This is a genomic window from Pedobacter miscanthi (assembly GCF_003315595.1).
Lineage (GTDB): Bacteria > Bacteroidota > Bacteroidia > Sphingobacteriales > Sphingobacteriaceae > Pedobacter > Pedobacter miscanthi.
This window is the reverse complement of the sequence record NZ_QNQU01000012.1, coordinates 19,585-42,894: the sequence shown is the minus strand read 5'-3', so window position 1 is coordinate 42,894 and position 23,310 is coordinate 19,585. Positions and strand designations below refer to the sequence as shown.

Genomic DNA, 23,310 nt, shown 5'->3' with positions numbered 1-23,310 from the left:
CGTGACTTAAATCTGACGCGTAAGCCTGATTTTGCGGATTTATTTTAACAAAAATTAACGTTTGCGGTATTATTGTACATTTCCATTTTACAACCATGTATAATTTATAGTACAATCTGTATTTTTAGTGTTCATTATTTAAAACTATTTGTAGCAAATGGTGTTATTTATTTCGGACACGAACTACTAAAACGTTATACCATGAAAAAAATATGCGTTGTATTATCCCTGGTAATTGTATTTGCACTAGGCGCAATTGCCTTTACAAAGATTAAACTGGGTGGAATAATCGGAAAAATCAGCCCGGTTGATGCTGCTTCTTCTGTTACGCTTGTAGCTGCAACAGACACTTTAAAGGCAGAGGTAAATCAGGGCGTTTTTACATTCACCAACCTTAAACAGGGCGTTTATAATGTGGTAATTAAAGCCAATGCACCATACAAAGATGCCGTGATTGAAAAGGTTGCCGTAAAAGATAGCGCCACTACAGATTTAGGCGAAATTAAATTGCAACAGTAGCGATTTTAACAAAAGAAAAATTTAAAAAGAGGACTTAACAAATCCTCTTTTTTATTTTAAAAAAATCAGCTTAAAATCGCGCTAAAGATGTATCTTTGCATCCCGACAGAACAGTTGGGATTTTTCTTCTTACAAGCACAAAATCTCGTTGCTTCCTGGGTTTTAAAAGGCCCTTATTACTTTAGAATTTTAATTATTGTTTAAGCTTTATCATGCCTAAAGACACTTCCATCCGCTCAGTACTGATTATAGGATCTGGACCAATAATCATTGGTCAGGCCTGTGAATTTGATTACTCGGGTTCGCAAGCGGCCCTTTCTTTAAAAGAAGAAGGGATTACCGTTTCCATTATCAACTCCAATCCGGCAACCATCATGACGGATAAGGTTATCGCCGACCATGTTTACCTGCGTCCGCTAACCGTTGATTCAATTGAGGTTATTTTACAGGAGCACATTAATTCTGCAGATTTACCGAGGATTGATGCGGTACTTCCTACAATGGGAGGTCAAACGGCATTAAACCTTTGCAAAGAGGCTGAAGAACGTGGTGTTTGGGAAAAATATGGCGTAAAAGTAGTTGGTGTAGACGTTGATGCGATCGAAAAAACCGAAAACCGCGAATCTTTCCGCCAGTTAATGGTTGATATTGGCGTAGGTGTTGCACAATCGAAAATTGCCAATTCATTTTTAGAAGGTAAAGAGGCTGCACAGGAAATCGGTTACCCATTGGTAATCCGTCCTTCGTATACCCTTGGTGGTTCAGGTGGTGGTTTCGTACACAAAAAAGAAGAATTCGACGCGGCTTTAAAACGTGGTTTAGAAGCTTCGCCAACCCACGAGGTTTTGGTAGAAAAAGCTGTTTTAGGCTGGAAAGAATATGAGCTGGAGTTATTAAGGGATAGTAACGATAACGTAATTATTATCTGTTCGATCGAAAACTTCGATCCGATGGGTATCCACACCGGAGATTCGATTACTGTTGCACCTGCAATGACCTTATCTGATCGCTGCTATCAGGATATGCGTAACCAGGCCATTAAAATGATGCGTGCAATCGGCAACTTTGCCGGTGGCTGTAACGTTCAGTTTTCGGTTAACCCGGCTAACGACGAGATTATCGCCATCGAAATTAATCCGCGTGTATCACGTTCATCAGCTTTGGCAAGTAAGGCAACTGGTTATCCGATTGCGAAAATTGCTGCTAAACTGGCTATCGGCTACAACCTGGACGAAATTGAAAACCAGATTACCAAAACCACTTCTGCATATTTCGAACCTACCTTAGATTACGTAATCGTTAAAGTACCACGCTGGAACTTCGATAAATTTAAAGGTGCAAACAAAGAACTTGGCTTACAGATGAAATCTGTTGGTGAGGTAATGGCCATTGGCCGTACCTTTATCGAAGCTTTGCAAAAAGCTTGTCAGAGTTTGGAGATTAACCGTGCAGGTTTAGGCGCAGATGGCAGACAGGTGCGCAATATTGAAGAAATTATGGACGGTTTGGAGCATGCCTCATGGAACCGTATATTCCTGATAAAAGATGCCATGGCAATGGGCGTACCTTTGGAGTCGATCCGTAAGGTTACCAAAATTGATAAATGGTTCTTAAACCAGATTCAGGAGCTTGTGCTGCTTGAAACCGAATTAAAAAGATACTCTTTAAATAATATCCCTCAGGATTTCTTTGTAAACCTTAAACAAAAAGGTTTCTCTGATGTACAGATTGCCTGGTTGTTAGGAAACGTTACTGAAGATGAAGTTTATGATCGCCGTAAGGCATTGGGCATCAACAGGGTATATAAAATGGTTGATACCTGCGCAGCAGAGTTCCCGGCCAAAACTCCATATTACTACTCAACTTTTGAAGAGGAAAACGAATCTAAACCTTCTGACCGTAAAAAGGTAATTGTTTTAGGTTCAGGTCCTAACCGTATCGGCCAGGGTATCGAATTCGATTATTCTTGTGTACACGGCTTACTGGCTGCAAAAGAATCGGGTTTCGAAGCCATCATGGTTAACTGTAATCCTGAAACGGTTTCTACCGACTTTAACATGGCCGATAAATTATACTTCGAGCCGGTTTTCTGGGAGCATGTACGTGAAATCATTGAGCTTGAGAAACCTGAAGGTGTAATTGTTCAGTTAGGTGGTCAAACCGCATTGAAAATGGCCGAGAAACTAACCGAAAAAGGAATCAAAATCATCGGAACCTCTTTCGAAAATATGGATATCGCCGAAGACCGCGGTCGTTTCTCTGATCTGTTAAAAGAATTAAATATCCCTTATCCAAAATATGGTGTTGCGGAAAATGCCGAAGAAGCAATTGTTGTAGCAAACGAGGTTGGTTATCCGGTCTTGGTACGTCCGAGTTATGTATTGGGTGGTCAGGGTATGAGCATCGTAATCAACGATGAAGACCTTGAAAAAGCAGTTGTAAAGTTGCTGGGCGATTTACCGGGCAACCGTGTATTGATTGACCACTTTTTAGACAGGGCTGAAGAAGCAGAATCTGATTCAATTTCGGATGGCGATGACGTTCACATTGTAGGTATGATGGAACACATTGAGCCAGCGGGTATCCACTCAGGAGATTCGTTCGCGGTATTGCCAACCTTTAGCTTATCAGAAAAGGTAACTAAAGCGATGGAAGAATACTCAATCAAAATTGCCAAAGCTTTAAATGTACGTGGATTATTGAACATCCAGTTTGCCATTAAAGATGAAAAGGTTTATGTAATCGAAGCTAACCCAAGGGCATCGCGTACGGTTCCTTTCATTGCAAAAGCTTACGATGTACCATATATCAACATCGCAGCTAAAATTATGCTGGGTGTAGCAAAACTGAAAGATTTTACGATCGTTCGCAAGCTTGAAGGTTACGCCATTAAAGAACCGGTTTTCTCTTACGAGAAATTTCCAGAGGTAGCGAAAGAATTAGGCCCGGAAATGAAATCTACAGGTGAGGCGATCCGTTTCATCAAAGATTTAGAAGATCCTTACTTCCGCAAACTTTACAAAGACAAATCGATGTACTTAAGTAAGTAATAAACAACAAAAGGCTCCCGGTGTAAATCGGGAGCTTTTTTGTTAGATCGTTTCAAACCTCGCAGGTTTTTCATATATCACTTATAGTCCTCGTTTGTAACGAGGATTACCGAGAGATGCATTTACAATGCATACAAAGAAAATACATAAAGCGATAAAATCGCTTCTCTCATACATCCTCGTTAAAAACGAGGACGATGGTAAAACTATCATTCGTTCATAGCCGGATGAAAGATTCTGATTTTTCTGCACATGCTTAAGTAAAATAAACCCGATTGACGGGAAGAGCTTCCGATCCTTCATCGGAACTCGTACCAAAAAGCGGGACTGACAAGCCAGAAGCACAGAACCATTCATTTTCGATCAAAAAAAGAGTTTCGAAATAAAGGACTACATTTCATCACCGAAAATATACCTTTCGCATCAGTACGATAGCATATTTCATCTGCTCTTAAAACTGTATTAACATATTTTTAATTTTTTTTATACCTTGATGCAACGTTTTAAAACAACAAAAGGCTCCCGGTGTAAATCGGGAGCTTTTTTGTTTATTTTGCTTAAACCTCGCAGGGTTTTCATATATCACTTATAGTCCTCGTTTGTAACGATGATTACCGAGAGGTGCATTTATAATGCATACAAAGAAAATACATAAAGCGATAAAATCGCTTCTCTCATACATCCTCGTTAAAAACGAGGACGATGGTAAAACTATCATTCGTTCATAGCCGGATGAAAGATTCTGATTTTTCTGCACAGGCTTAAGTAAAATAAACCCGATTGACGGGAAGAGCTTCCGATCCTTCATCGGAACTCGTACCAAAAAGCGGGACAGAAAAGCCAGACGCACAGAGCCATTCATTTCCGATCAAAAAAACCAGTTTCGAACTAATGAACCACGTTTTATTACAGAAAATATACCTTTCGCATCATTACGATAGCATATTTCATCTGCTCTTAAAACTGTATTAATATATTTTTAATTTTTTTTATACCTTGATGCAACGTTTTAAAATCCCTTATGTCTTATAATCAGAATATTCGAAATTTTGGAAGCCGTATACATCGATAAAAACCTGGAACTCGTAAAAAAATGCATGCAGGGCAGCCGTGCAGCACAGTTTGAATTGTACAAGCTGTATGCAAAGGCCATGTATAATGTGGCGCTGCGCATTTTAAATTATGAAGAAGAGGCAGAAGATGTTTTACAGGAAGCATTTTTGGATGCTTTTACCAGAATTGTTGATTTCAGGCAGGAAACAACCTTCGGACTTTGGCTCAAGCAGATCGTGATCAACAAATCCATCAATTACCTGCGTAAACGCAAGATGGAATTTGTAGGTACGGAAGAAATATCTGAAGTGCCTGATGAAGACAGTTTTGATGACAGTGATGTGCAGTTGCAGGCTGAAGAGATCAGACAAGCCATTACCCAGCTACCAGACGGTTACAGGGTAGTATTGAGCTTGTATCTGCTAGAAGGTTATGACCATGAAGAGATTGCACACATTTTAAAAATAAGTGAAAATACCAGCCGTACACAGTACATGAGGGCAAAAAAGAAGTTAAAAAGTATTTTAGAACAGAAAGGGATGAGAGATGAATAACAGATTAGAAACCTATGTAAAGGATAACCGCAAGGCTTTCGACATTATGGAGCCACCGGCAGGACTTTGGGCAAAGATTGAGCAGGAATTAGATACCAAAAAGAAAAAAAAACCAGTAAAACTGTATTTATGGATGAGTGCGGCAGCAGCCATCGTGGTGGTTTTCGGTTTAGTTTGGCTTTACGCAGGAAAGTTGCAAAACAAAGATTTAGAAATAGCCGACGTTAGTGCATCGTATGCGAAAAAAGAAGTCCATTTTGCAGGTTTAATTACCGAAAAAAGAGACAGTTTGGCCATTTTTGCATCGGCAAACCCTGAATTGTATAAAAAATTTACTGCCGACCTGAAAAAGCTCGACGAGGATTACGAAAGGTTAAAAGCAGAATTGCCAACCTCGCCTAACCAAACCTTTGTGGTTAAAGCGATGGTTAAAAACCGCGAGATACAGTTACAGTTATTAAAACAACAATTATTGATTATTAACCAGGTTGACGATTACAAAAGGGTTAACCAGATTTAAGCCAAAAGCGAATAGAATAGTTAGTCTTGATACTCAATTTATATTACTTGATACATAATTGGAGGCTACTTAATACTAATAGAGGGGGAACGCTCACCACATTTACATTGCTTATTACCAGCCGGCAGGTTTTAAGCCTTTAAATGTTTAACAATTAACAACATGAAAACAATAAAAATATTTTTAGCCTTTATGGCTTTAATCGCCGTAAAAATCAATGCGCAAGAAATTGCGGTAAATAGTCCGGCTGAAAAAGCCATTACAGAAGCTTCTGATAAATCTTCTTCACTGGCTATGGTCAATTATGCGAAAAATACCCAAACGGGAGGTGATGCAGAACGATCAAAGTCTTTTAGCAAGAGTTTTAGCGTAGATAATAACGATAAGGTAAACTTAAACAACCAGTACGGATCCATTACCATTAAAACCTGGGACAGGAAAGAAGTAAAAGTTGATGTAGACATTAAAGCCTATAGCAATTCGGATAGCGACGTACAAAGGTTAATTGATGGTGTAAATATAGATGCTACTAAAAATGGGGATGTGGTTTCGATAAGAACCAACATGGGCGACAGGAGCGGACGTTATGGCCGCAGTGTTAAAAACGGTGTAACCACCTGGAGAAGGGAAATTAAGGTAATTTACACGGTATACATGCCTGCTGTAAATCCTTTAACGGTTTCGCAGCAATATGGCAGTGTAGAAATGGGAAATTTCGCTGGCCCAACTTCACTAAAAGTAGAGTACGGCAACCTGGTTGCAGGTAATTTAAGCAACACCAATAATTACATTAATGTTCAGTACGGCAAATGCGACATTCAGGATTTAAATGCTGCCGTGGTAAAACACGAATACAATGGTCCGGTAAATATTGGTGCAGCAGGCACATTAGAGCTGGATGCAGAATATGTTGCAGTAAACATCAATACCATCAGGAAATCGGCTGATATTAAAGTACAGTACGGAAAAGGTTTAACAATAGGTACCATTGGCGGTAACCTGCTTTTAAATTCAGAATATGCCAAAGTAAACATCAATACCGTTAAAGGCAATACGGTTGCCAAACAGGCTTACGGCGATTTAAATATAGCATGGGCGGGTAAAATTGCTGTAAATGCCGAATATTCGAATGTTACTTTAGGTACGTTAAATGGTGATGCCAACATCAATATGGATTATAACAAACTAAGCGTAAGCGAAATTACGCCGGCCTGTAAAAACTTCACCTTTGGTGGCGAATATGTAAGTGTAGGTTTGGGTTTTAGCGAACGCTATAATGGTACATTTAATGTTTCTACCTCTTATGCCGGCTTTAAATACGGATCTAATGTATCATCGAGCATGGTAAGCAAAGATGATGAAACTAAAAAATATTCCGGTAAGATTGGAAGTGGCGGAGCTTCAACCGTATCCGTAAAAACAGAATACGGTTCGGTTACCTTTAAATAAATTTTTACAGACCAAACAAACTATAAAGTCCTCCCAAATGGGTAGGACTTTTTTTATATTTATGGCCGATGAAAATTTACCTGGTTGTTCTGCTTTCTGTTTTTTATTTACCCTTACTGGCACAGGATGCTCCGGTTAAATGGGCCACACAGGAAACCTTTTTCGAAGATCTGGCAGGAAAAGAAATCCCGGCTTTTAAAGGATTAACGATTAACAAAAAAGCTTTCAGCAATGCTGATTTAAAAAACCAGGTAACCGTAATCAATTTCTGGTTCGAAAAATGTCCGCCCTGTATTGCCGAAATGCCTGAGTTAAACAGGCTGGTAACCAAATATGGCAAAAATGGCGTGAGGTTTATCGGTATTACCCACGATGCTCCTGCAAGCGCCAAAAGTTTTCAAAAACGGAATGGTTATCAATATGAAATTGTTTCGTTGAGTAAAGATGAAATCCGCAGATTGAACATCAACCATGGTTTTCCGTCAAATGTTTTGGTTGGAAAGGATGGAAAGATTATCTATGCCATAGCAAATATTTCATTCACAGATCCTCAGTTTAAGGCAAAATCGATACTGTTTGAAGAGAAATTAAAGGTTGAAGTAGGGATGAACAGCTTTTGATATCCTGGTGAGGATTGAGACTTCGACTTAAAATTATTGCGAAATACTCCTATAAGCTTCAAACAAACACAAAGCCGCATTTTATCAGAAATGCTTATCTTAGTTTTAAGGCATTAATTTTTTCGCCTGATCATCTCCTTTTCGCACCTTATGGATTTAAAAGAAAATTTCAGGCCTTTTACTATTTGTACGGCCATATTTGTATGGTTCTCACTTGCTCTTCAGTTTGGTGTAAGTTTGAATCTCCTGGCAGGCAATTATATTGAAACCATTAAAATATTCTTATCTTATTTTACGGTAACCACCAATATTATTGTTGCCGTTTGTTTTAGCTGTTTATCATTTGTTAAACGGAATGACAAAGGAAATTTTTTTACAAAGGCTTCCACTTTAACTGCAATAGCCGTTTACATTATAGTGGTAGGGTTAATTTATAATGTAATGCTGAGGGGCATTGTTTCGCCCAGGGGTTGGGCAAGGGCTGCAGACGAACTCTTACATGTGGTAAATCCGTTGATTTTCCTGCTTTTCTGGATTTTCTTTGTTAAAAAATCAACCCTCCGATATAAACAGGCCATTAACTGGCTCATTTATCCATTATTGTATGTGGTATTTATTGTAATCAGAGGTTATCTGATCAATAAATATCCTTATCCATTTATCGATGTGGTACAACTGGGCTATCCCAAAGCTATTCTTAATGCTGTTATAGTAATCTTCTTCTTTTGGCTCTTATCGTTGTTTTTTATCTTTATTAGCAAAAAAACCGCAAAAATTTAAAGAATATATTCATTATTGATTGGCTTAACAGGCTCCGGGATTTCTTCTTCTTCAAGCATCTGCAACAGGTTAATTTCGATGGTGCGGGTGATCTGATTGAGCGGCACACCTGCAGAATTATTTTCGAAAGGATTTACCAGGCTCATTCCGTTAATTTGCGTCGACACAAATACAAAACCGATTAACCAACCCAAAAATATGGCTGCGGGCCCAGCATCCTGGCTAATTACAAGGGTAAAAGTTACCACAAACAACCAGATAAAAACTTTGGTTAAGTAAGTGTACGTTGTAGGGAATATGGTATTTTTTATCCTTTCGCTCATACCCATCGAATCCGAAAAACGCGTCAGCATTTCGTTGATCTCTATAAAACGGAAACCATCAATTTTATTTGCTTTTGCTAACTTCTGCAGATCCCGCGATTGGATGTTAAGCAGGGCATTATGCGCATTATTGTGTTTTTTGATTTCATTTAAATCGCCTTCCGACAGGTATTTGGTATAAATTTCATCAACCGTGTTCCTTAAATTTGCTTTTAGTGCATATAAAAAGGCAATATGCCTGTAAACCATACGTTTCACACTTTCTTCATCCTCATCAACATAATTAATCAAAGCCCGTGCATATGAGCGGGAATCGTTTACCAATGCACCCCAAACTTTCCGGGCTTCCCACCACCGATCGTAAGCCTGATTATTGTTGAAACCGATAAAAAAGGCAATTGCTGTACCTAAAACGGTTGGAATAATGGATGGAATGGAGAAATGGTGGGCAATTAAATATTCGCGCACAAGATACGCTGCCGTACAGGAAGCGATCATAATCAGATCAACGTGCCATGTATTTCTTAAAATCCTGCTTAACCGGATGTTCTGTATTAAAAGCATATATTTTGATTGGAAACAATTGTTACGGTTGAAAATACAAAACTAAAGCTGAAATGTTTTAGAATGTAACAAATTAATTGACAGACAGTACAGGTTGCCGATTGTCGCTCAAATGTTTATCTTGGAGAACCAAATATCCTTTTCTTATGAGCGAAACCCTACCCAGAAATAATATTTTTAAAGTTATTGGTGCATCATCACTGGGCACACTGATAGAATGGTATGATTTTTACATTTTCGGGAGCCTTGCTGTTATCATTGGCCATCAGCTTTTCCCCGAAGATGCAGGTGCTTCTGCCTTAATTAATACCCTTGCTATTTTTGCTGCAGGTTTCATTGTTCGCCCTTTTGGTGCATTGGTTTTTGGAAGGCTCGGCGATTTAATTGGCCGGAAATACACCTTTTTGCTCACACTGGTACTGATGGGTGGATCGACATTTTTTATCGGTTTAATTCCTTCCTATAAAAGCATTGGTTATGCGGCACCGATTCTGGTTTTGGTATTGAGATTGATTCAGGGCCTGGCTTTGGGCGGCGAATATGGTGGTGCGGCAACTTATGTAGCCGAACATGCACCGAAAAATAAACGGGGATTTTTTACTAGCTGGATCCAGACTACCGCTACGCTTGGACTGTTTCTTTCGTTAGGGATTATCGTGATTACCAAGAATATTTTAGGCGCTGAAACTTTTGGCGATTGGGGCTGGCGGATTCCTTTTCTGCTATCAATTGTACTGGTGGTGGTGTCGATTTATATCCGCATGAAAATGCACGAATCGCCTATGTTTTCTAAACTAAAGGCTGAAGGTAATGTTTCTAAAAATCCGCTCAAAGAAAGTTTTAACAATAAAGCAAACTTTAAAATGGTACTGCTGGCACTTTTTGGAGCTACCATGGGGCAGGGTGTAATATGGTACACAGGTCAGTTTTATGCACAATCGTTTTTAGAGAATACATGCAAACTGGATTTTAACGATTCGAGGTATATTTTACTTTGGGGAATTGCCTTTGCCACACCATTTTTTGTGGTTTTTGGTGCCTGGAGTGATAAAGTAGGAAGAAAATGGATTATGTTGAGCGGGATGTTGCTGGGAATTCTTTTTTACCGGCCAATTTATCAGGTATTTTTGGATGATACGGATTATACAAAAATTGAACAGACAGCTGTTTTATCATCAACACCGGCGCCCATAAGTTCTGTTTTAATTGCAGATTCGCCAGATAGCTTAAGAACAACATCTGTTAAAGTACTCCTCAAAAACGGAGCATCGTTTAATAAAGTTCAGATAGATACTGTTTCTGCTACTAAAGGAATTCTGCCAGGCAAAGCGCTTATCAAAGACAAAGTTTTGCCTACACCGGTTTTCTGGAAGTTTGTGGGTTTAATTTTCTTTCAGATTTTATTGGTAACCATGGTTTATGGTCCGATTGCGGCATTTCTGGTGGAGTTGTTCCCGACAAAGATCAGGTACACTTCCATGTCGTTACCATACCACATTGGTAACGGTGTTTTTGGAGGGCTTGTTCCGTTTATCGCCACATTGATTGCAAGCTTTTCGGGTTCTACGCCATTATCGGGCTTATGGTATCCGATAGGTATTGCAACTTTAAGCCTGATTATCGGAGCCATTTATTTATCCAATAAAAGAGACGAAAGCATTAACGATTAACACAAAAAAGATGAACACGTTAAAGAAATTTTTAGGTTTGGTTTGGATGGTGTTAGGTCCCTTAACCATGACTTTCCTGTTTTTACAAGCGATTGAAAAGGTTGGTTTAACGCACACCGATATCGAGCGTACCAATACGATTTTGCAATGGGCCATTATCCTGTTCATCTTTCTGCCGATTAGCTTAGGCTTGATGATTTTTGGTTTTTATGCCTGGAAAGGTGAGTACGATCGTTTGCCGGAAAACTCGGAGGAGCTGTAGCGTATTTTAACCACCAAGGCACGAAGACACAAAGTTTTTTACAAAAAAAGTGCCGTCATCTCGACTGGAACGAAGTGGAACGCCCGCCTGCTACGGGCAGGGAGAGATCTATCTGGTAATATCGCTCTAGATAGATTTCTCGGCTACGTTACACTCCGCTCGAAATGACGTCATGGTTTGTGGGAAACAGACCAGAGAACTGGGTTCTGCACCACGCTAACCAATGAACGAATGACAAATGAACCATCCTTAGCCACCAAGGCACGGAGACACAAGAAAGTTTTCATTTGGCAATGCTCAGGTTTCTGCATCATGCTAACCAATAAACAAATGACAAATGAACCAATGAACCTCTACAAAACCCTCAGTAACAACCCTTTCAAATACTCTCCCTCCGGGAAAGAAATCCTTACCGGGTGATCCTCCGGCTGGCAGAATTGTTTAATAATCTGTACTTCTTTACCGGCATCGAGTGCGGCCCAGGCAATAATCTGTTTCAAGGTTTCAATATCAACTGCTCCTGAACAAGAGAACGTGGCTAATAAACCTCCTTTTTCAAGCAATAACATGCCCAGGCGGTTTAAATCTTTATAAGCCCTTGCTGCACGATCTAATGCGGAGCGTGATGGCGCATATTTAGGTGGATCGAGTACAATTACATCAAATAATTCTCCTGATTCTTTAAAAGCACGTAATTGTTTGTTTACATCCGACTGTATTGCCGTTACTTTATCTACGTTGAATTTATTTAAAGCTACATTTTGCTTTAAGGTTTCAACCGCTAAACCAGAACTATCAACACTGGTTACAGTAGCTGCTCCATTGGCCAGACTGTTTAAACTGAAACCACCGCTGTAGCTAAAGCAATCCAGCACTTTTTTACCTTTGGTATAACTTGCCAAGATACTTCTGTTATCGCGTTGATCGCAATAAAATCCCGATTTTTGTCCTTCGGCAATATTGATGTTATAAGTAATCCCGTTTTCTTTTACCTCTAAAAATTCAGGCGGATTTTCGCCCCAAAGCAAACCGTTTTCAACAGGTAAACCTTCGTGGGTACGGGCAGTGGCATCACTTTTATCGAATATGCCTTTGGGCTTTAACTCTGTTCTTAAAATGTCGACAATTTCTGCTTTCACTTTTTCAATGCCCGAACTTAAAATCTGCAGGGAAAGAAAATCAGCATATTGATCAACGATTAAACCCGGCAGAAAATCAGCCTCGCTGAATACCAGTCTACAGGTATTGGTATTTTCATCCAAGATAAACTGACGCGAGGCAATGGCTTGTTTTAAACGGTTTTGGTACCAGTTGTTATTGATGGTTTGTGTTTCATCCCACTCCAGCAAACGAACGGCAACACGCGAATTGCTGTTGAAATAACCATAGGCCAGAAATTCGTTATCGAAAGCAAAAACTTTTACCACATCACCATCTTCGGGTTTACCTTTAACTTTTTCCAATGCTCCGGAAAATACCCATGGATGTCTTTGTAATGCTGCTTTTTCTTTACCCTTTTTTAATACGATTTCTACCATGGTGCAAAGGTAATAATTTGTAAGGAGTTTAGCGTATAGCGGTTGGCGCCAAGCGTGGTAGATAGTTTGGAGTTGAGGGTTTGGATGAGATGGCGTTTAGCGCCTAGCGTTAAGTGTAGTAAATTAGTTTGGAGAGGATAGCCTTAAACGCCAACCGCCACACGCCTAGCGCTTAACCATTTTAACCAACTCGGTATCAAGCACTTTCGTTTCGAATTCAGTTACCGAACGTTTGGCTTCGATCATCGAAATTAACAGTTCGGTTGCTACCTGTCCCATTTCGAAAGCGGGCTGTTTTACAGAGGTTAATGATGGAGAAAACAGTTCAACGAGGTTGGAATTTGTAAAACCGGCAATGGCAATTTTATGTACAATTTCGGGATTGGTTTTTTTCAGGGCCATGATACAGCCTGTAGTTAAGCGGTCGCTCGAAATAAAAATCCCATCCGGATTTAAGGGTAAAAGTTCTTTAACGGCTTGTTCGAGCTCGGCACTATGCATGCCGCCGTGCTGGCAATATTTAACCAGTTCGGGTTTAAATTCGATATGGTATTTGGTAAGTGCTGCCTTATAACCTTCGAGCCTTTCTTTCGTTATCGAAAGGTTTTCCGAATTGGTTAAATGGGCAATGGTCCTTTTTCCAGATAAAATGAGGTGTTCGGTAGCGTCGAAAGAACCTTTAAAATTATTGGCGATTACTTTATGTGTTTCAAAATCCTCAGGTACCCGATCAAAAAAAACAATCGGCAAACCTTTAGCATAGAGGTTTCGCAGGTAATCAATATCCTGTGTTTCGGATGAAAGTGCAATTAATAACCCATCAATAGAACGCGAGGCAAGGTGCTCAACATTCAGTTTTTCCTGTTTGTAAGATTCGTGACTCTGAGAAATGATGACGTGGTAATCACGGTCGTAAGCTATTGATTCAATGCCGTTTATGACCTGCGAAAAAAAGTTATTGGCAATCTCGCTTACAATGATACCGATAGAATAACTACGGCGTTCCTTTAAACTCCGGGCAATAGGATTGGCTCGGTAATTTACTTTTTCGGCATAGGCCAGAACAAGTTTTTTTGTTTCTTCGCTAATTTCGTAACGGTCTCTTAAAGCCCTGGATACCGTTGAGGTTGACAGTCCTAGTGCTTTAGCAATATCCTTTATGGTAGATGTTTCAAATCTCATTTTCGTATTGTGTACAAGTTACAAAAAATATCCATTTAAGGTAGATTACAAAAGCAATATTAATAAACGTCGTAAAGACGTTTTTGGGAACGTTTGCACACTTTTTTAGTTAAAAATGGTTTCAAACGGTTTTTAGTTTGTAAAATTGTTACATCAACGTAACCAAATATAAACAAACAATAACATCCCGAAATAGAATTTAATTCTACATGCAAGCGATTGCAGCATCTTAAAAATAACCAAATCACTTCAAATAAATAATTTATGAGCAGAGTTCTACTCTTTTTAGCATTTTTCGCTTTTTTTGGATTATCTGTAGCGAAAGCACAGAACAGACAGCTTACCGGAACGGTAAAAGATAAAGCTGATGGCCAGGTATTGGTAGGGGTTAGTGTAAACGTTAAAGATTCTAAAATTGCAGCCAGTACCGATGCAAACGGAACCTACAAAATCAACATTCCGGCCAATGGCGCAACAGTTACTTTTACCTATGTAGGTTACAAAACCAAAAATGTAACCGTAACCAACCAAACTAAGGTTGATGTTAGTTTGGAAGAGGATGCAAACAATCTTCAGGAGGTTACGGTAAATGTGGGTTACGGAACCGTTTCGAGGGATAAACTTTCTTCTGCCGTTTCGAGTGTAACCGCTAAAGATCTGGCTGATTTTCCGGTAAGTACTGCAGCACAGGCACTGGCTGGTAAACTTGCCGGTGTTTCGGTAACCACAACTGAGGGCTCTCCGGGTGCAGAAATTGAGGTTAAAGTAAGGGGCGGTGGCTCATTAACGCAAAGTAATGAACCTCTGTACATTGTTGATGGGGTTCAGCTGGATAATGCGTTATCGCTATTGTCACCAAACGAGATTCAATCGATCGACGTGTTAAAAGATATTGCCTCAACCGCCATTTATGGTGCGCGTGCTGCCAATGGCGTGGTTATTATTACCACAAAAGGTGGCAAGGAAATGAAAACTTCCGTTTCTTTTGATGCTTATGCAGGGGCAAGACAGATTGTTAATGAATTATCGGTAATGAATCCTTACGATTATGTTTCATACCAGTACCAGCTTTATAACTACAATACTTCTCAGGATGTGAAAGATGCATTTACAAAACGTTATGGCACTTTTGAAGATCTTGACATCTATAAAAATGTTCAGAATATCGATTGGCAGGACAAAGTTTTTGGTCGTCAGGCTTTTTCGAATACCCAGGTAATCAACCTGGCTGGTGGTACCAAAACCACTACCTTCAATTTTACTGCAAATAACACGCAGGAAGATGGAATTATGCTAAATTCAGGTTACCGCCGTACTTTTGCATCGCTACGTTTCGACCATAAAATTTCTGATAAATTTCGTACAGGCATCAATTTGCGTTACAGCCGTCAGCGTATAGATGGCGTTGGTACTTCGAGCACAGGTTCGCAAGGTACCAACCGTTTGCGTAACTCGGTTCGTTACCAGCCTTACAATGGCGCCGGCGATTCGGGCGATCAGTTTGATGCAGATTATGGAGCAACTTTATTAACCAACCCGATTACTCTGGCTAATCAGGAGTTGAAATATGATTACCGTAACGATTTTATCAGCAGCGCTTATTTAAGCTATCAGATCTTAAAAAACCTAAGCTTTAAAAGTACACTTGGTTTAAACTTTACCGATCGTAAAACGAATACTTTTAATGGCCCTTTAAGTGGTGTAGCCCGTAACGCGGCAGGCTTACCGGTTGTGGTTTTGGCCAATTCGAGCACTACTACCTTAACCAATTCCAATACGCTTAATTACAGGCCAAATCTGGGCGGAAAAAATGAACTTGACATTTTAATCGGTCAGGAAATTAACCAATCTGATAACAACCAGAACAGCACTACAGTTAAATATTTCCCGCTTAACATTACTGCCGAAGAAGCTTTTGGGAATATTCAGAAAGCAAGTCCGGGAACCGGACAGGTGCAGGATGCTCCTACAACAGGCATAAGCGGCTTCAGGTTATTCTCTTATTTTGGAAGGGCAACCTATACTTTCGATAACAAATACATTTTAACAGCGTTGGTAAGACGTGATGGTTCTTCACTCTTTGCCGCAAACAACCGTTGGGGAACTTTTCCTTCTGCACAATTTGCATGGAGGGCCTCAGAAGAAGGTTTTATCAAAAATGCACAGTTAAGCTGGCTGGATAATTTAAAGATCAGGGCCAGTTATGGTTCGGCAGGAAACAACCGGATTGATCCAGACCTCTATAAAACATTGTTTTACACCAATTCGGTGAGTGCCGGTTACCCGGCGAGTGATGCCTCTATTACCCCTGGCCTTGCAACAACCGCCCTAGCCAATCCCGGATTAAAATGGGAAACTACCATTTCATTAAACTTCGGTGTTGATTTCAGTTTATTCAAAAACCGTTTATCAGGTTCGATTGACGTGTATCAGAACCATGTGAAAAACCTGATCTTAAATGCCGATATTCCTTCTATTCTGGGAAATGCATTCCAGCTTCAAAATGTGGGCTCTACGCAGAACAGGGGGCTTGAATTTCAGTTGACCGGCTTAATTGCCAAAACCAAAGATTTTACCTACAACAGTAGCTTTAACATTGCTTTTAACAGAAATAAGGTTTTGGGACTTGCATCGGGCGTTACTGCAGTTAAAGCAGCTTCGGGATGGGTAAATAGTTTAGATGATTTCTACGTTGAAGTAGGTAAACCTGTTGGGCAGTTTTATGGCTATGTTTCAAACGGTTTTTATACCCTTGATGATTTTGACCGTGCCACTTACGAATCGACAAACAGATGGGTTTTAAAACCTGGTATAACAGATAATGCAGCCATCATTGGTAAAGCAACAGTTGCGCCTGGCGATATGAAATTACTCAAAACCACCAATTCGGCCAGTAACGTAATTACTGTTGATGACAGAACCGTTTTGGGTAATGCACAACCGAAGTTTACAGGTGGATTAAACCAGCAATTTGCTTACAAAGGTTTTGATATGAGCATATTTGTTAACTTCTCGGTTGGTGGAAAAGAATATAATGCCAACAAGGTGGAGTTTACTTCTCAATACAATGTAAAAGACAATAACCTGTTATCAACCATGAACGACAGGTGGAAATGGTACAATTCAAACGGTTCTTTGATTACCAACTGGGATCAGCTTGCTGCTGCCAATGCGGATACAAAAATCTGGACACCGGTTACCAATAACTATTTCTTAACCTCTTACAGTATCGAAGATGCTTCTTATTTAAGGATCACCAATGTCACTTTAGGTTATTCGTTACCTCAAAAATTACTTGCCAGAACCAAAGTAATCAACAAGGTGCGTTTCTATGCTACTGTAAATAACCTTTATACCATTACAGGCTATACCGGATATGATCCTGAAGCCAGTACACGCAGAAGCAACCCCCTAACACCAGGTGTAGATTATGCGGCCTATCCACGGAGCCGTTACATTTTGGCGGGCTTAAATGTTACATTTTAATTTGAACTGATCATGAACAAAACATATTTAAAATATAAATTATTGGCGGTGCTGTTGGGACTGATGACATTTACCTCCTGCAAAAAATACCTTGATGTAACTTCTCCATCAACCACTTCTCCCGAATCGGCTTTTGGAAGTACATCAAACACCAATGCCGTATTAATTGGCGTGTACAATAAACTGTGTGGCGATAATGGCTACGGTAACCGTCTATCAGCCCTTTTCCCACAAATGGCCGACGATTTCAGAACATCCGGAAATTTCACTAACGGATCAGACCGCAGGGGAATCAGCATGTATGCGGCCACGCCCGATAACTCTGATTTGTATAATCCATGGCTGCAGTTATACAGCGGGATTTCGAGGGCAAATTATGCCATAAAATATATTCCGCTTTCGCAGCTGTATACCAGTGGGTCGGATGCCGAAAAAGTAGAAATGAAACGTTACTATGGTGAGGCTTTAGCACTCAGGGCACAGTTTTATGCCGAATTGTTGCGCAACTGGGGCGATGTGCCGGCTTATTTTGATGCACCTACCGATGTGGAAGATGTGTATATCCCCAATACTAACCGCGACGAAACCTATAACCGAATAATTGCAGATTTAAAAATAGCTGAAGACCTGGTACCGTGGAGAAGTGAGTTTCCAACTTATGGTGATTTCCGCTTTACAAAAGGTGCGATAAAAGGATTAAGGGCCAGGATTGCATTGGCCAGAGGAGGTTATTCTTTCCGTGCTACCGAAAATGCAATGGTACGCAGGGCTGATTATTTAGATTTTTACAAAATAGCTAAAGAGGAGTGCCTTGACATTATGAACCACAGGGGCGATCACAGCCTAAATCCGGTTTTTGAAAATGTTTTTAAACCACTGCATACCACCACCCGTTATGACGATGCCCACGAGCTGATGTTCGAAGTTGGTGCTTTTGGTACCAATGCCTCTACAGATAGTAAAATTGGTTATTACGACGGTTTATTATTCGCAGCAGGCTCAGCCTATGCTGCACAGGCCGCTGGTGGTGGGGTAAATGCCATCCCGACTTATTTTTACGAGTTCGATCAAACCAAAGATTGCCGCAGGGATGTAACCATCGGTTCTTACCAGATCAATGCTTCTTCATTAAAAATACCCGTATTGCCTACTTCGCAAACCAACTCTAAATTCCGCAAATCGTGGACAGCGTTTAACAATGCGAGTACCTCGCAGAATTTCTCAATCAACTGGCCGATCCTGCGTTTTGCTGATGTGCTGTTAATGTATGCCGAGGCCGATAACGAAATTAATGGTGCACCTTCTGCAGCAGCCATTTCGGCTCTACAGGAAGTTCAGAAACGTGCCTATGCAGGTTATGAAACACAAATCCCTGCCGTTGCTACCGATAAAACCGGCTTTTTTAATGCTATTGTAAAAGAACGATTACTGGAGTTTGGTGGCGAAGGTATCCGCAAGTACGATCTGATCAGATGGAACCTTTTACAAACTAAGTTTGAAGAAACAAGGGATAAATTAAGGTTATTTATGACCAATGCAGGTGCGTTTGCAAGTGTGCCTAAAACAGTGTATTACATTGCTTCTGCTTATAATTTATCGCCAAGCGTTACAGAGGTGGCTACGATAAACTTTTACGGGGGTAATGCAAATACGGTATTGTTCCAGCCAACAACAGCTGTTTCTACGCCTTCGGGTTATACTTCTCTGGCCTGGTCTACCAACATTACCGAAGATGTAATTACCAGCGCGGCCAAAGGTGTGGCGCCAGGTTATGTTCCGGCAAAATCGTTGTTTCCATTTCCGGCAACGGCCATTATCCAGAACCCTAAAATTAAACAGAACGTTAGTTATTAACCGTTTTAAGTATAAATCATGAAAAAATATATCAACCAATCGGGCTTTAAAATAACTTTTCTTTTAGGAATAATGATTTCTATTTGGGCCTGTAAAAAAGACGTTGATCAGCCAACTGAGCCCGCCCGCTCCTTTAAACCAAGTGAGGTTAAGGTAAGTGCATCGGCAACTTCAGCCAAATTAACGTGGACAGCGCCTTTAATGTCGACAGGAAAAGCTTTAAAATACAGCATCGATTTTTCTACGGATTCTCTCTTCTCAACGGTAAAATATTCTACAACATCTGATACCACTGGTGTTTCGGTAACAGAAGAAAACTTATCCGTAAGGACAAAATATTTTGCGAGGATAAAAGCAAATGCAACTGATGCACAGCCGGAATCAAAATACCTGGTAAGTTCATCCTTCCAGTTAACCGGGATCCAGTTGTTTTTACCGGTTAGGGATTCGGAGATTAAAGAAACCGGGATCACCCTGCGTTATACCCCAACGGTAGGGCTTACCTCGATTGTATTAACACCAACCGCTGGCACTGCAATAACAGCTACTTTAAGTACAGCCGAAGCAGCTGCAGGATTAAAAAACATTACCGGTTTAACTGCAGGCATTAAATACAGTGCCGAATTATTTGCGGGCACAAAAAGTAAAGGCATTACCACTTTTACCACTCTTGCACCAACCACGTACACCGTAAAATTAAATCCAGGCGATGATTTAGCTGCTGCAATTACTTCTGCAGCAAATGGTGCAGTAATCGGCTTAAATCCGGGTACCTATAACCTAACTGCGGCAACAACATTTATCACACAAAAAACCATCACCCTAAAATCAACTTCGGGCAATGCCACAGATACAAAAATCAATTACAAGGAATTTGATCTGGAAGGTACAGGAGCTGGTTTAACCTTATCAGGATTAGAACTTGATGGAACAATCGGCGCTTCGCCTTATTTTATCAACCTGATCGGCTCGCAGGCCAATAATGCATCAGCCGCAACCTTTACCAACCTTGTGGTTGATAACTGTATTGCACATGGATCTACCACCGCGTTTTTACGTGGAGACCGGGGTACTGCGGCGAAAGATTTTAAAATTACGGGTATCACCATTAACAACTCTATTGTTTACGATATGGGTGCCAATGGAACCTCTACCTATTATACTTTCAACATCACTAAGTTGCAGTTTAATACGCTTACGGTATCGAAATCTACATTTTATAACTGCGGTCCGGGTTTGGTGCTTACTTCAACTGCTTTCGTTGGCGATCAAACCCCAACTGTGCTGATCAGTTATTCTACCATCAATGCATTTGGCGGAAGCGCTAAATATGCCTTGCTGGATGCCAATACCAATCCGGTCAATTTCAGCATTCAGAATAGTATTTTGGCCAATACCCCAAAAGCAGGAACAGTTAATGCTGCAGCGATAAGAGGTACCGGAGCAGGAAGTTCGATTACCATTTCTAATACCAATTATTTTAACCTGAACAGCGCATTAACCGCTGGTACGGCTTTAACATTTGGTACGGCAACTTTAAGCGTTACGCAACAGCAAAATTTAGGTTGGACAGCAACCACCACCGATTTTACTTTACCTGTTGGTTCAACATTGAGAACTTCGAGCACCACTGGAACCGCGATAGGCGATCCACGCTGGGCTTTTTAAAAACAACAGTTATTTTACGAAGGGCAGGTTTTAATCTGCCCTTTTTTAATGAAATTTATGCGGAGCAAAAGCGTTCGTTAATGCGGGGAGGTCCCACTAAAAAATCGTCATCTCCGGAGCATTGCGAAGTGGAGAGATCTGCTTCGAGATGATGAACCGTTAATCAGATTTTAATAAAAAATGAAAACATCATCCTGTTTTAGGTTAATTACCATACTTCTTTTTTATACCATTTCTACCCTTTTCGCACAGGCTCAGGATCCAAAATACCCTTCAACAATAACCGTTTCGAAGGATGGTGATGCAAATTATAAGACCATACAGGAAGCTGTAAATTCGGTAAGGGATTTAGGTGAAAAAGAGGTAAAAATTTATGTTAAAAAAGGAACTTATAAAGAAAAACTGATTATTCCCTCCTGGAAAATCAGAATCTCGATTATAGGAGAAGATGTAGAAAATACCATTATTACTTTTGACGGTTATTCGGGCAAACCTAATCCTGGTGGCAAAGATGTTTATGGCAATGCCAAATTCAGCACTTATACCTCTTTTACAGTATTGGTTCAGGGCAATGATATCCACCTTGAAAATTTAACCATTAGTAATTCAGCTGGTCGCGTTGGTCAGGCGGTAGCTTTACATGTGGAGGGCGATCGTTTTACGGCAAAAAATTGCCGGTTTTTAGGCAATCAGGATACCCTTTATGCCGCTGTTGAAAATAGCAGGCAATATTATCAAAACTGTTATATCGAAGGTACAACCGATTTTATTTTTGGTAAGGCTACCGTGGTTTTCCAGGATTGTACGGTCAAAAATTTAAGCGACTCTTATGTTACAGCAGCTTCTACTTCTGCGCAGCAAAAATTCGGATTTGTTTTTCTAAATTGTAAGCTCATTGCAGCGGCATCGGTGAAGAAAGCTTATTTAGGCCGGCCATGGCGACCGTATGCCAAAACGGTATTTATTAATTGTGATTTAGGGAAACACATTGTGGCAGAAGGCTGGAACCCATGGAAAGGTGATCAGATGTTTCCGGATAAAGAACAAACTGTTTTTTATGCAGAATATAAAAATACAGGTGCAGGGGCATCGCCAAAAACAAGGTTAGCCTGGACGAAACAGCTTACAGATAAAGAAGCAAAAAAATATACTTTAAAAAATATATTGGGTGGAACGGACGCATGGAATCCACTCACAAATTAACTATAACATGAAAACGAATTTCTTCAAACTTTTTGCGGCAATAACTTTAGTTATTTTATGCTCTTTTACGCTTATCCAGAAGAAAACAAAACTCTACATTATTGGTGACTCTACTGCTGCCAACAAAGAAGAAAAAGCTTATCCGGAAACGGGTTGGGGCATGGCGCTGCAATCTTTTTTTAAACCTGATGTTACGGTTGATAACCGGGCACTGAACGGACGCAGTACAAAATCGTTCCGCGCAGAAAAACGCTGGGATCCAATTTTGGCACAATTAGCCCCGGGTGATTATGTGTTTATCGAATTCGGGCACAATGATGAAAAAGTCGACAAGCCGAATATTGGTGTTTCCTTATCAGATTTTAAACTCAACCTGATTAATTATGTGAAGGAAACCCGGAGCAAAAAAGCTTTTCCGGTTTTATTAACACCCATTTCGAGAAGGAGTTTCAAAAATGGTATTTTGATTGATTCTCATGGCGATTATCCCAGAATCACCCGTCAGGTGGCCGATTCGTTAGATGTGCCCTTAATTGATATGCTGGCAAAAACAGAAAGTTTGTTAACCCGATTGGGAGATGAGCCATCAATTAAATTATTCAACTATGTTGATTCCGGAAATGTAAATTACCCAAATGGCAAAAAAGACGATACCCATTTAAGTCCGGCGGGAGCTAAACAGGTGGCAGGTTTGGTGGTGAAAGGGATTAAAGAGTTAAAATTGAGTTTGGTTAAAAGTTTGAAGTAGAAACAAAATATCGTCCCGATTTGCAATCGGGATTTACGAAAAAGGTGATTGTATCGCCAATAATTGCTCTTAATGCATTACAAATGCGAACCTCGCTAATCTTCGTTATAAACGAGGGCTATTAACAGTTCGAAATAAAAAAAATCGTCATTGCGAGAAGGCTTTTTCAGCCGACGAAGCAATCTTCTTAGAACTGATGATTAGTTCATCGTTTAAGATTGCTTCGTCGTTCCTCCTCGCAATGACGATCTGCGCTAGTTAATTAGC

17 protein-coding genes are annotated in these 23,310 nt (G+C 40.2%); 14 read left to right on the top strand and 3 right to left on the bottom strand.

The annotated features are described in order from the left end of the window. The first annotated feature begins 201 nt into the window (after positions 1-201). The 7 genes from DRW42_RS14815 to DRW42_RS14785 all read left to right on the top strand — a co-directional run bounded on the left by DRW42_RS14815 (position 202) and on the right by DRW42_RS14785 (position 8,545). Positions 202-519 (top strand): carboxypeptidase regulatory-like domain-containing protein, encoded by a 318-nt coding sequence (locus DRW42_RS14815; protein WP_113949609.1) that lies wholly within the window; start codon positions 202-204, stop codon positions 517-519. A gap of 212 nt (positions 520-731) precedes the next feature. Beyond that, positions 732-3,569, top strand: coding sequence for a carbamoyl-phosphate synthase large subunit (gene carB, locus DRW42_RS14810; protein WP_113949608.1), 2,838 nt, complete (start codon positions 732-734; stop codon positions 3,567-3,569). A 1,049-nt stretch (positions 3,570-4,618) separates the two neighbouring features. Continuing rightward, positions 4,619-5,176, top strand: coding sequence for an RNA polymerase sigma factor (locus DRW42_RS14805; protein WP_208643570.1), 558 nt, complete (start codon positions 4,619-4,621; stop codon positions 5,174-5,176). Next, positions 5,169-5,696, top strand: a complete 528-nt coding sequence (locus DRW42_RS14800) for a hypothetical protein (protein WP_244215289.1) — start codon at positions 5,169-5,171, stop codon at positions 5,694-5,696. The genes DRW42_RS14805 and DRW42_RS14800 overlap by 8 nt, the downstream gene beginning before the upstream one ends. 162 nt (positions 5,697-5,858) lie before the next feature. Next, complete coding sequence (locus DRW42_RS14795) at positions 5,859-7,145, top strand: hypothetical protein (protein WP_244215288.1); 1,287 nt, start codon at positions 5,859-5,861, stop codon at positions 7,143-7,145. A 68-nt stretch (positions 7,146-7,213) separates the two neighbouring features. Next, entirely contained in the window at positions 7,214-7,765 is a 552-nt protein-coding gene (locus DRW42_RS14790) for a TlpA family protein disulfide reductase (protein WP_113949606.1), read from the top strand. A 150-nt stretch (positions 7,766-7,915) separates the two neighbouring features. Then, positions 7,916-8,545 carry a Pr6Pr family membrane protein gene (locus DRW42_RS14785; RefSeq protein WP_113949605.1) on the top strand — a complete coding sequence of 210 codons (630 nt, stop codon included), beginning with the start codon at positions 7,916-7,918 and terminating at the stop codon, positions 8,543-8,545. Here DRW42_RS14785 and DRW42_RS14780 read toward each other — a convergent pair. Beyond that, entirely contained in the window at positions 8,542-9,432 is an 891-nt protein-coding gene (locus DRW42_RS14780; protein WP_113949604.1) for a bestrophin family protein, read from the bottom strand. The two genes, DRW42_RS14785 and DRW42_RS14780, sit on opposite strands and share 4 nt — an antisense overlap. A gap of 146 nt (positions 9,433-9,578) precedes the next feature. On the opposite strand from DRW42_RS14780, the gene DRW42_RS14775 reads away from it, so the two are divergent. Together DRW42_RS14775 and DRW42_RS14770 are read left to right on the top strand one after the other, a co-directional pair. Next, on the top strand, positions 9,579-11,102 hold the full coding sequence (locus tag DRW42_RS14775) for an MFS transporter (protein WP_113949603.1): 1,524 nt from the start codon (positions 9,579-9,581) through the stop codon (positions 11,100-11,102). A 10-nt stretch (positions 11,103-11,112) separates the two neighbouring features. After that, positions 11,113-11,364, top strand: coding sequence for a DUF6814 family protein (locus DRW42_RS14770; RefSeq protein ID WP_113949602.1), 252 nt, complete (start codon positions 11,113-11,115; stop codon positions 11,362-11,364). A 353-nt stretch (positions 11,365-11,717) separates the two neighbouring features. Here DRW42_RS14770 and DRW42_RS14765 read toward each other — a convergent pair whose 3' ends face one another. Next, complete coding sequence (locus DRW42_RS14765; protein WP_113949601.1) at positions 11,718-12,902, bottom strand: class I SAM-dependent rRNA methyltransferase; 1,185 nt, start codon at positions 12,900-12,902, stop codon at positions 11,718-11,720. Between the two features lie 165 nt (positions 12,903-13,067). Then, the gene (locus DRW42_RS14760; protein ID WP_113949600.1) at positions 13,068-14,084 is read right to left on the bottom strand and encodes a LacI family DNA-binding transcriptional regulator; all 1,017 of its coding nucleotides are present in this window, start codon (positions 14,082-14,084) and stop codon (positions 13,068-13,070) included. Positions 14,085-14,348: 264 nt separating this feature from the next. Between DRW42_RS14760 and DRW42_RS14755 the strand changes: the two genes are divergently transcribed. The 5 genes from DRW42_RS14755 to DRW42_RS14735 all read left to right on the top strand — a co-directional run bounded on the left by DRW42_RS14755 (position 14,349) and on the right by DRW42_RS14735 (position 23,043). Then, positions 14,349-17,570, top strand: a complete 3,222-nt coding sequence (locus DRW42_RS14755; protein WP_113949599.1) for a SusC/RagA family TonB-linked outer membrane protein — start codon at positions 14,349-14,351, stop codon at positions 17,568-17,570. Between the two features lie 12 nt (positions 17,571-17,582). Continuing rightward, positions 17,583-19,424 carry a RagB/SusD family nutrient uptake outer membrane protein gene (locus DRW42_RS14750; RefSeq protein ID WP_113949598.1) on the top strand — a complete coding sequence of 614 codons (1,842 nt, stop codon included), beginning with the start codon at positions 17,583-17,585 and terminating at the stop codon, positions 19,422-19,424. Between the two features lie 18 nt (positions 19,425-19,442). After that, a complete protein-coding gene (locus tag DRW42_RS14745) occupies positions 19,443-21,092 on the top strand; it encodes a fibronectin type III domain-containing protein (RefSeq protein ID WP_113949597.1) in 1,650 nt (549 codons plus the stop codon). Positions 21,093-21,272: 180 nt separating this feature from the next. Next, on the top strand, positions 21,273-22,295 hold the full coding sequence (locus DRW42_RS14740) for a pectinesterase family protein (RefSeq protein ID WP_113949596.1): 1,023 nt from the start codon (positions 21,273-21,275) through the stop codon (positions 22,293-22,295). A 7-nt stretch (positions 22,296-22,302) separates the two neighbouring features. Further along, on the top strand, positions 22,303-23,043 hold the full coding sequence (locus DRW42_RS14735; protein WP_113949595.1) for a rhamnogalacturonan acetylesterase: 741 nt from the start codon (positions 22,303-22,305) through the stop codon (positions 23,041-23,043). The last annotated feature ends 267 nt before the right edge of the window (positions 23,044-23,310 follow it).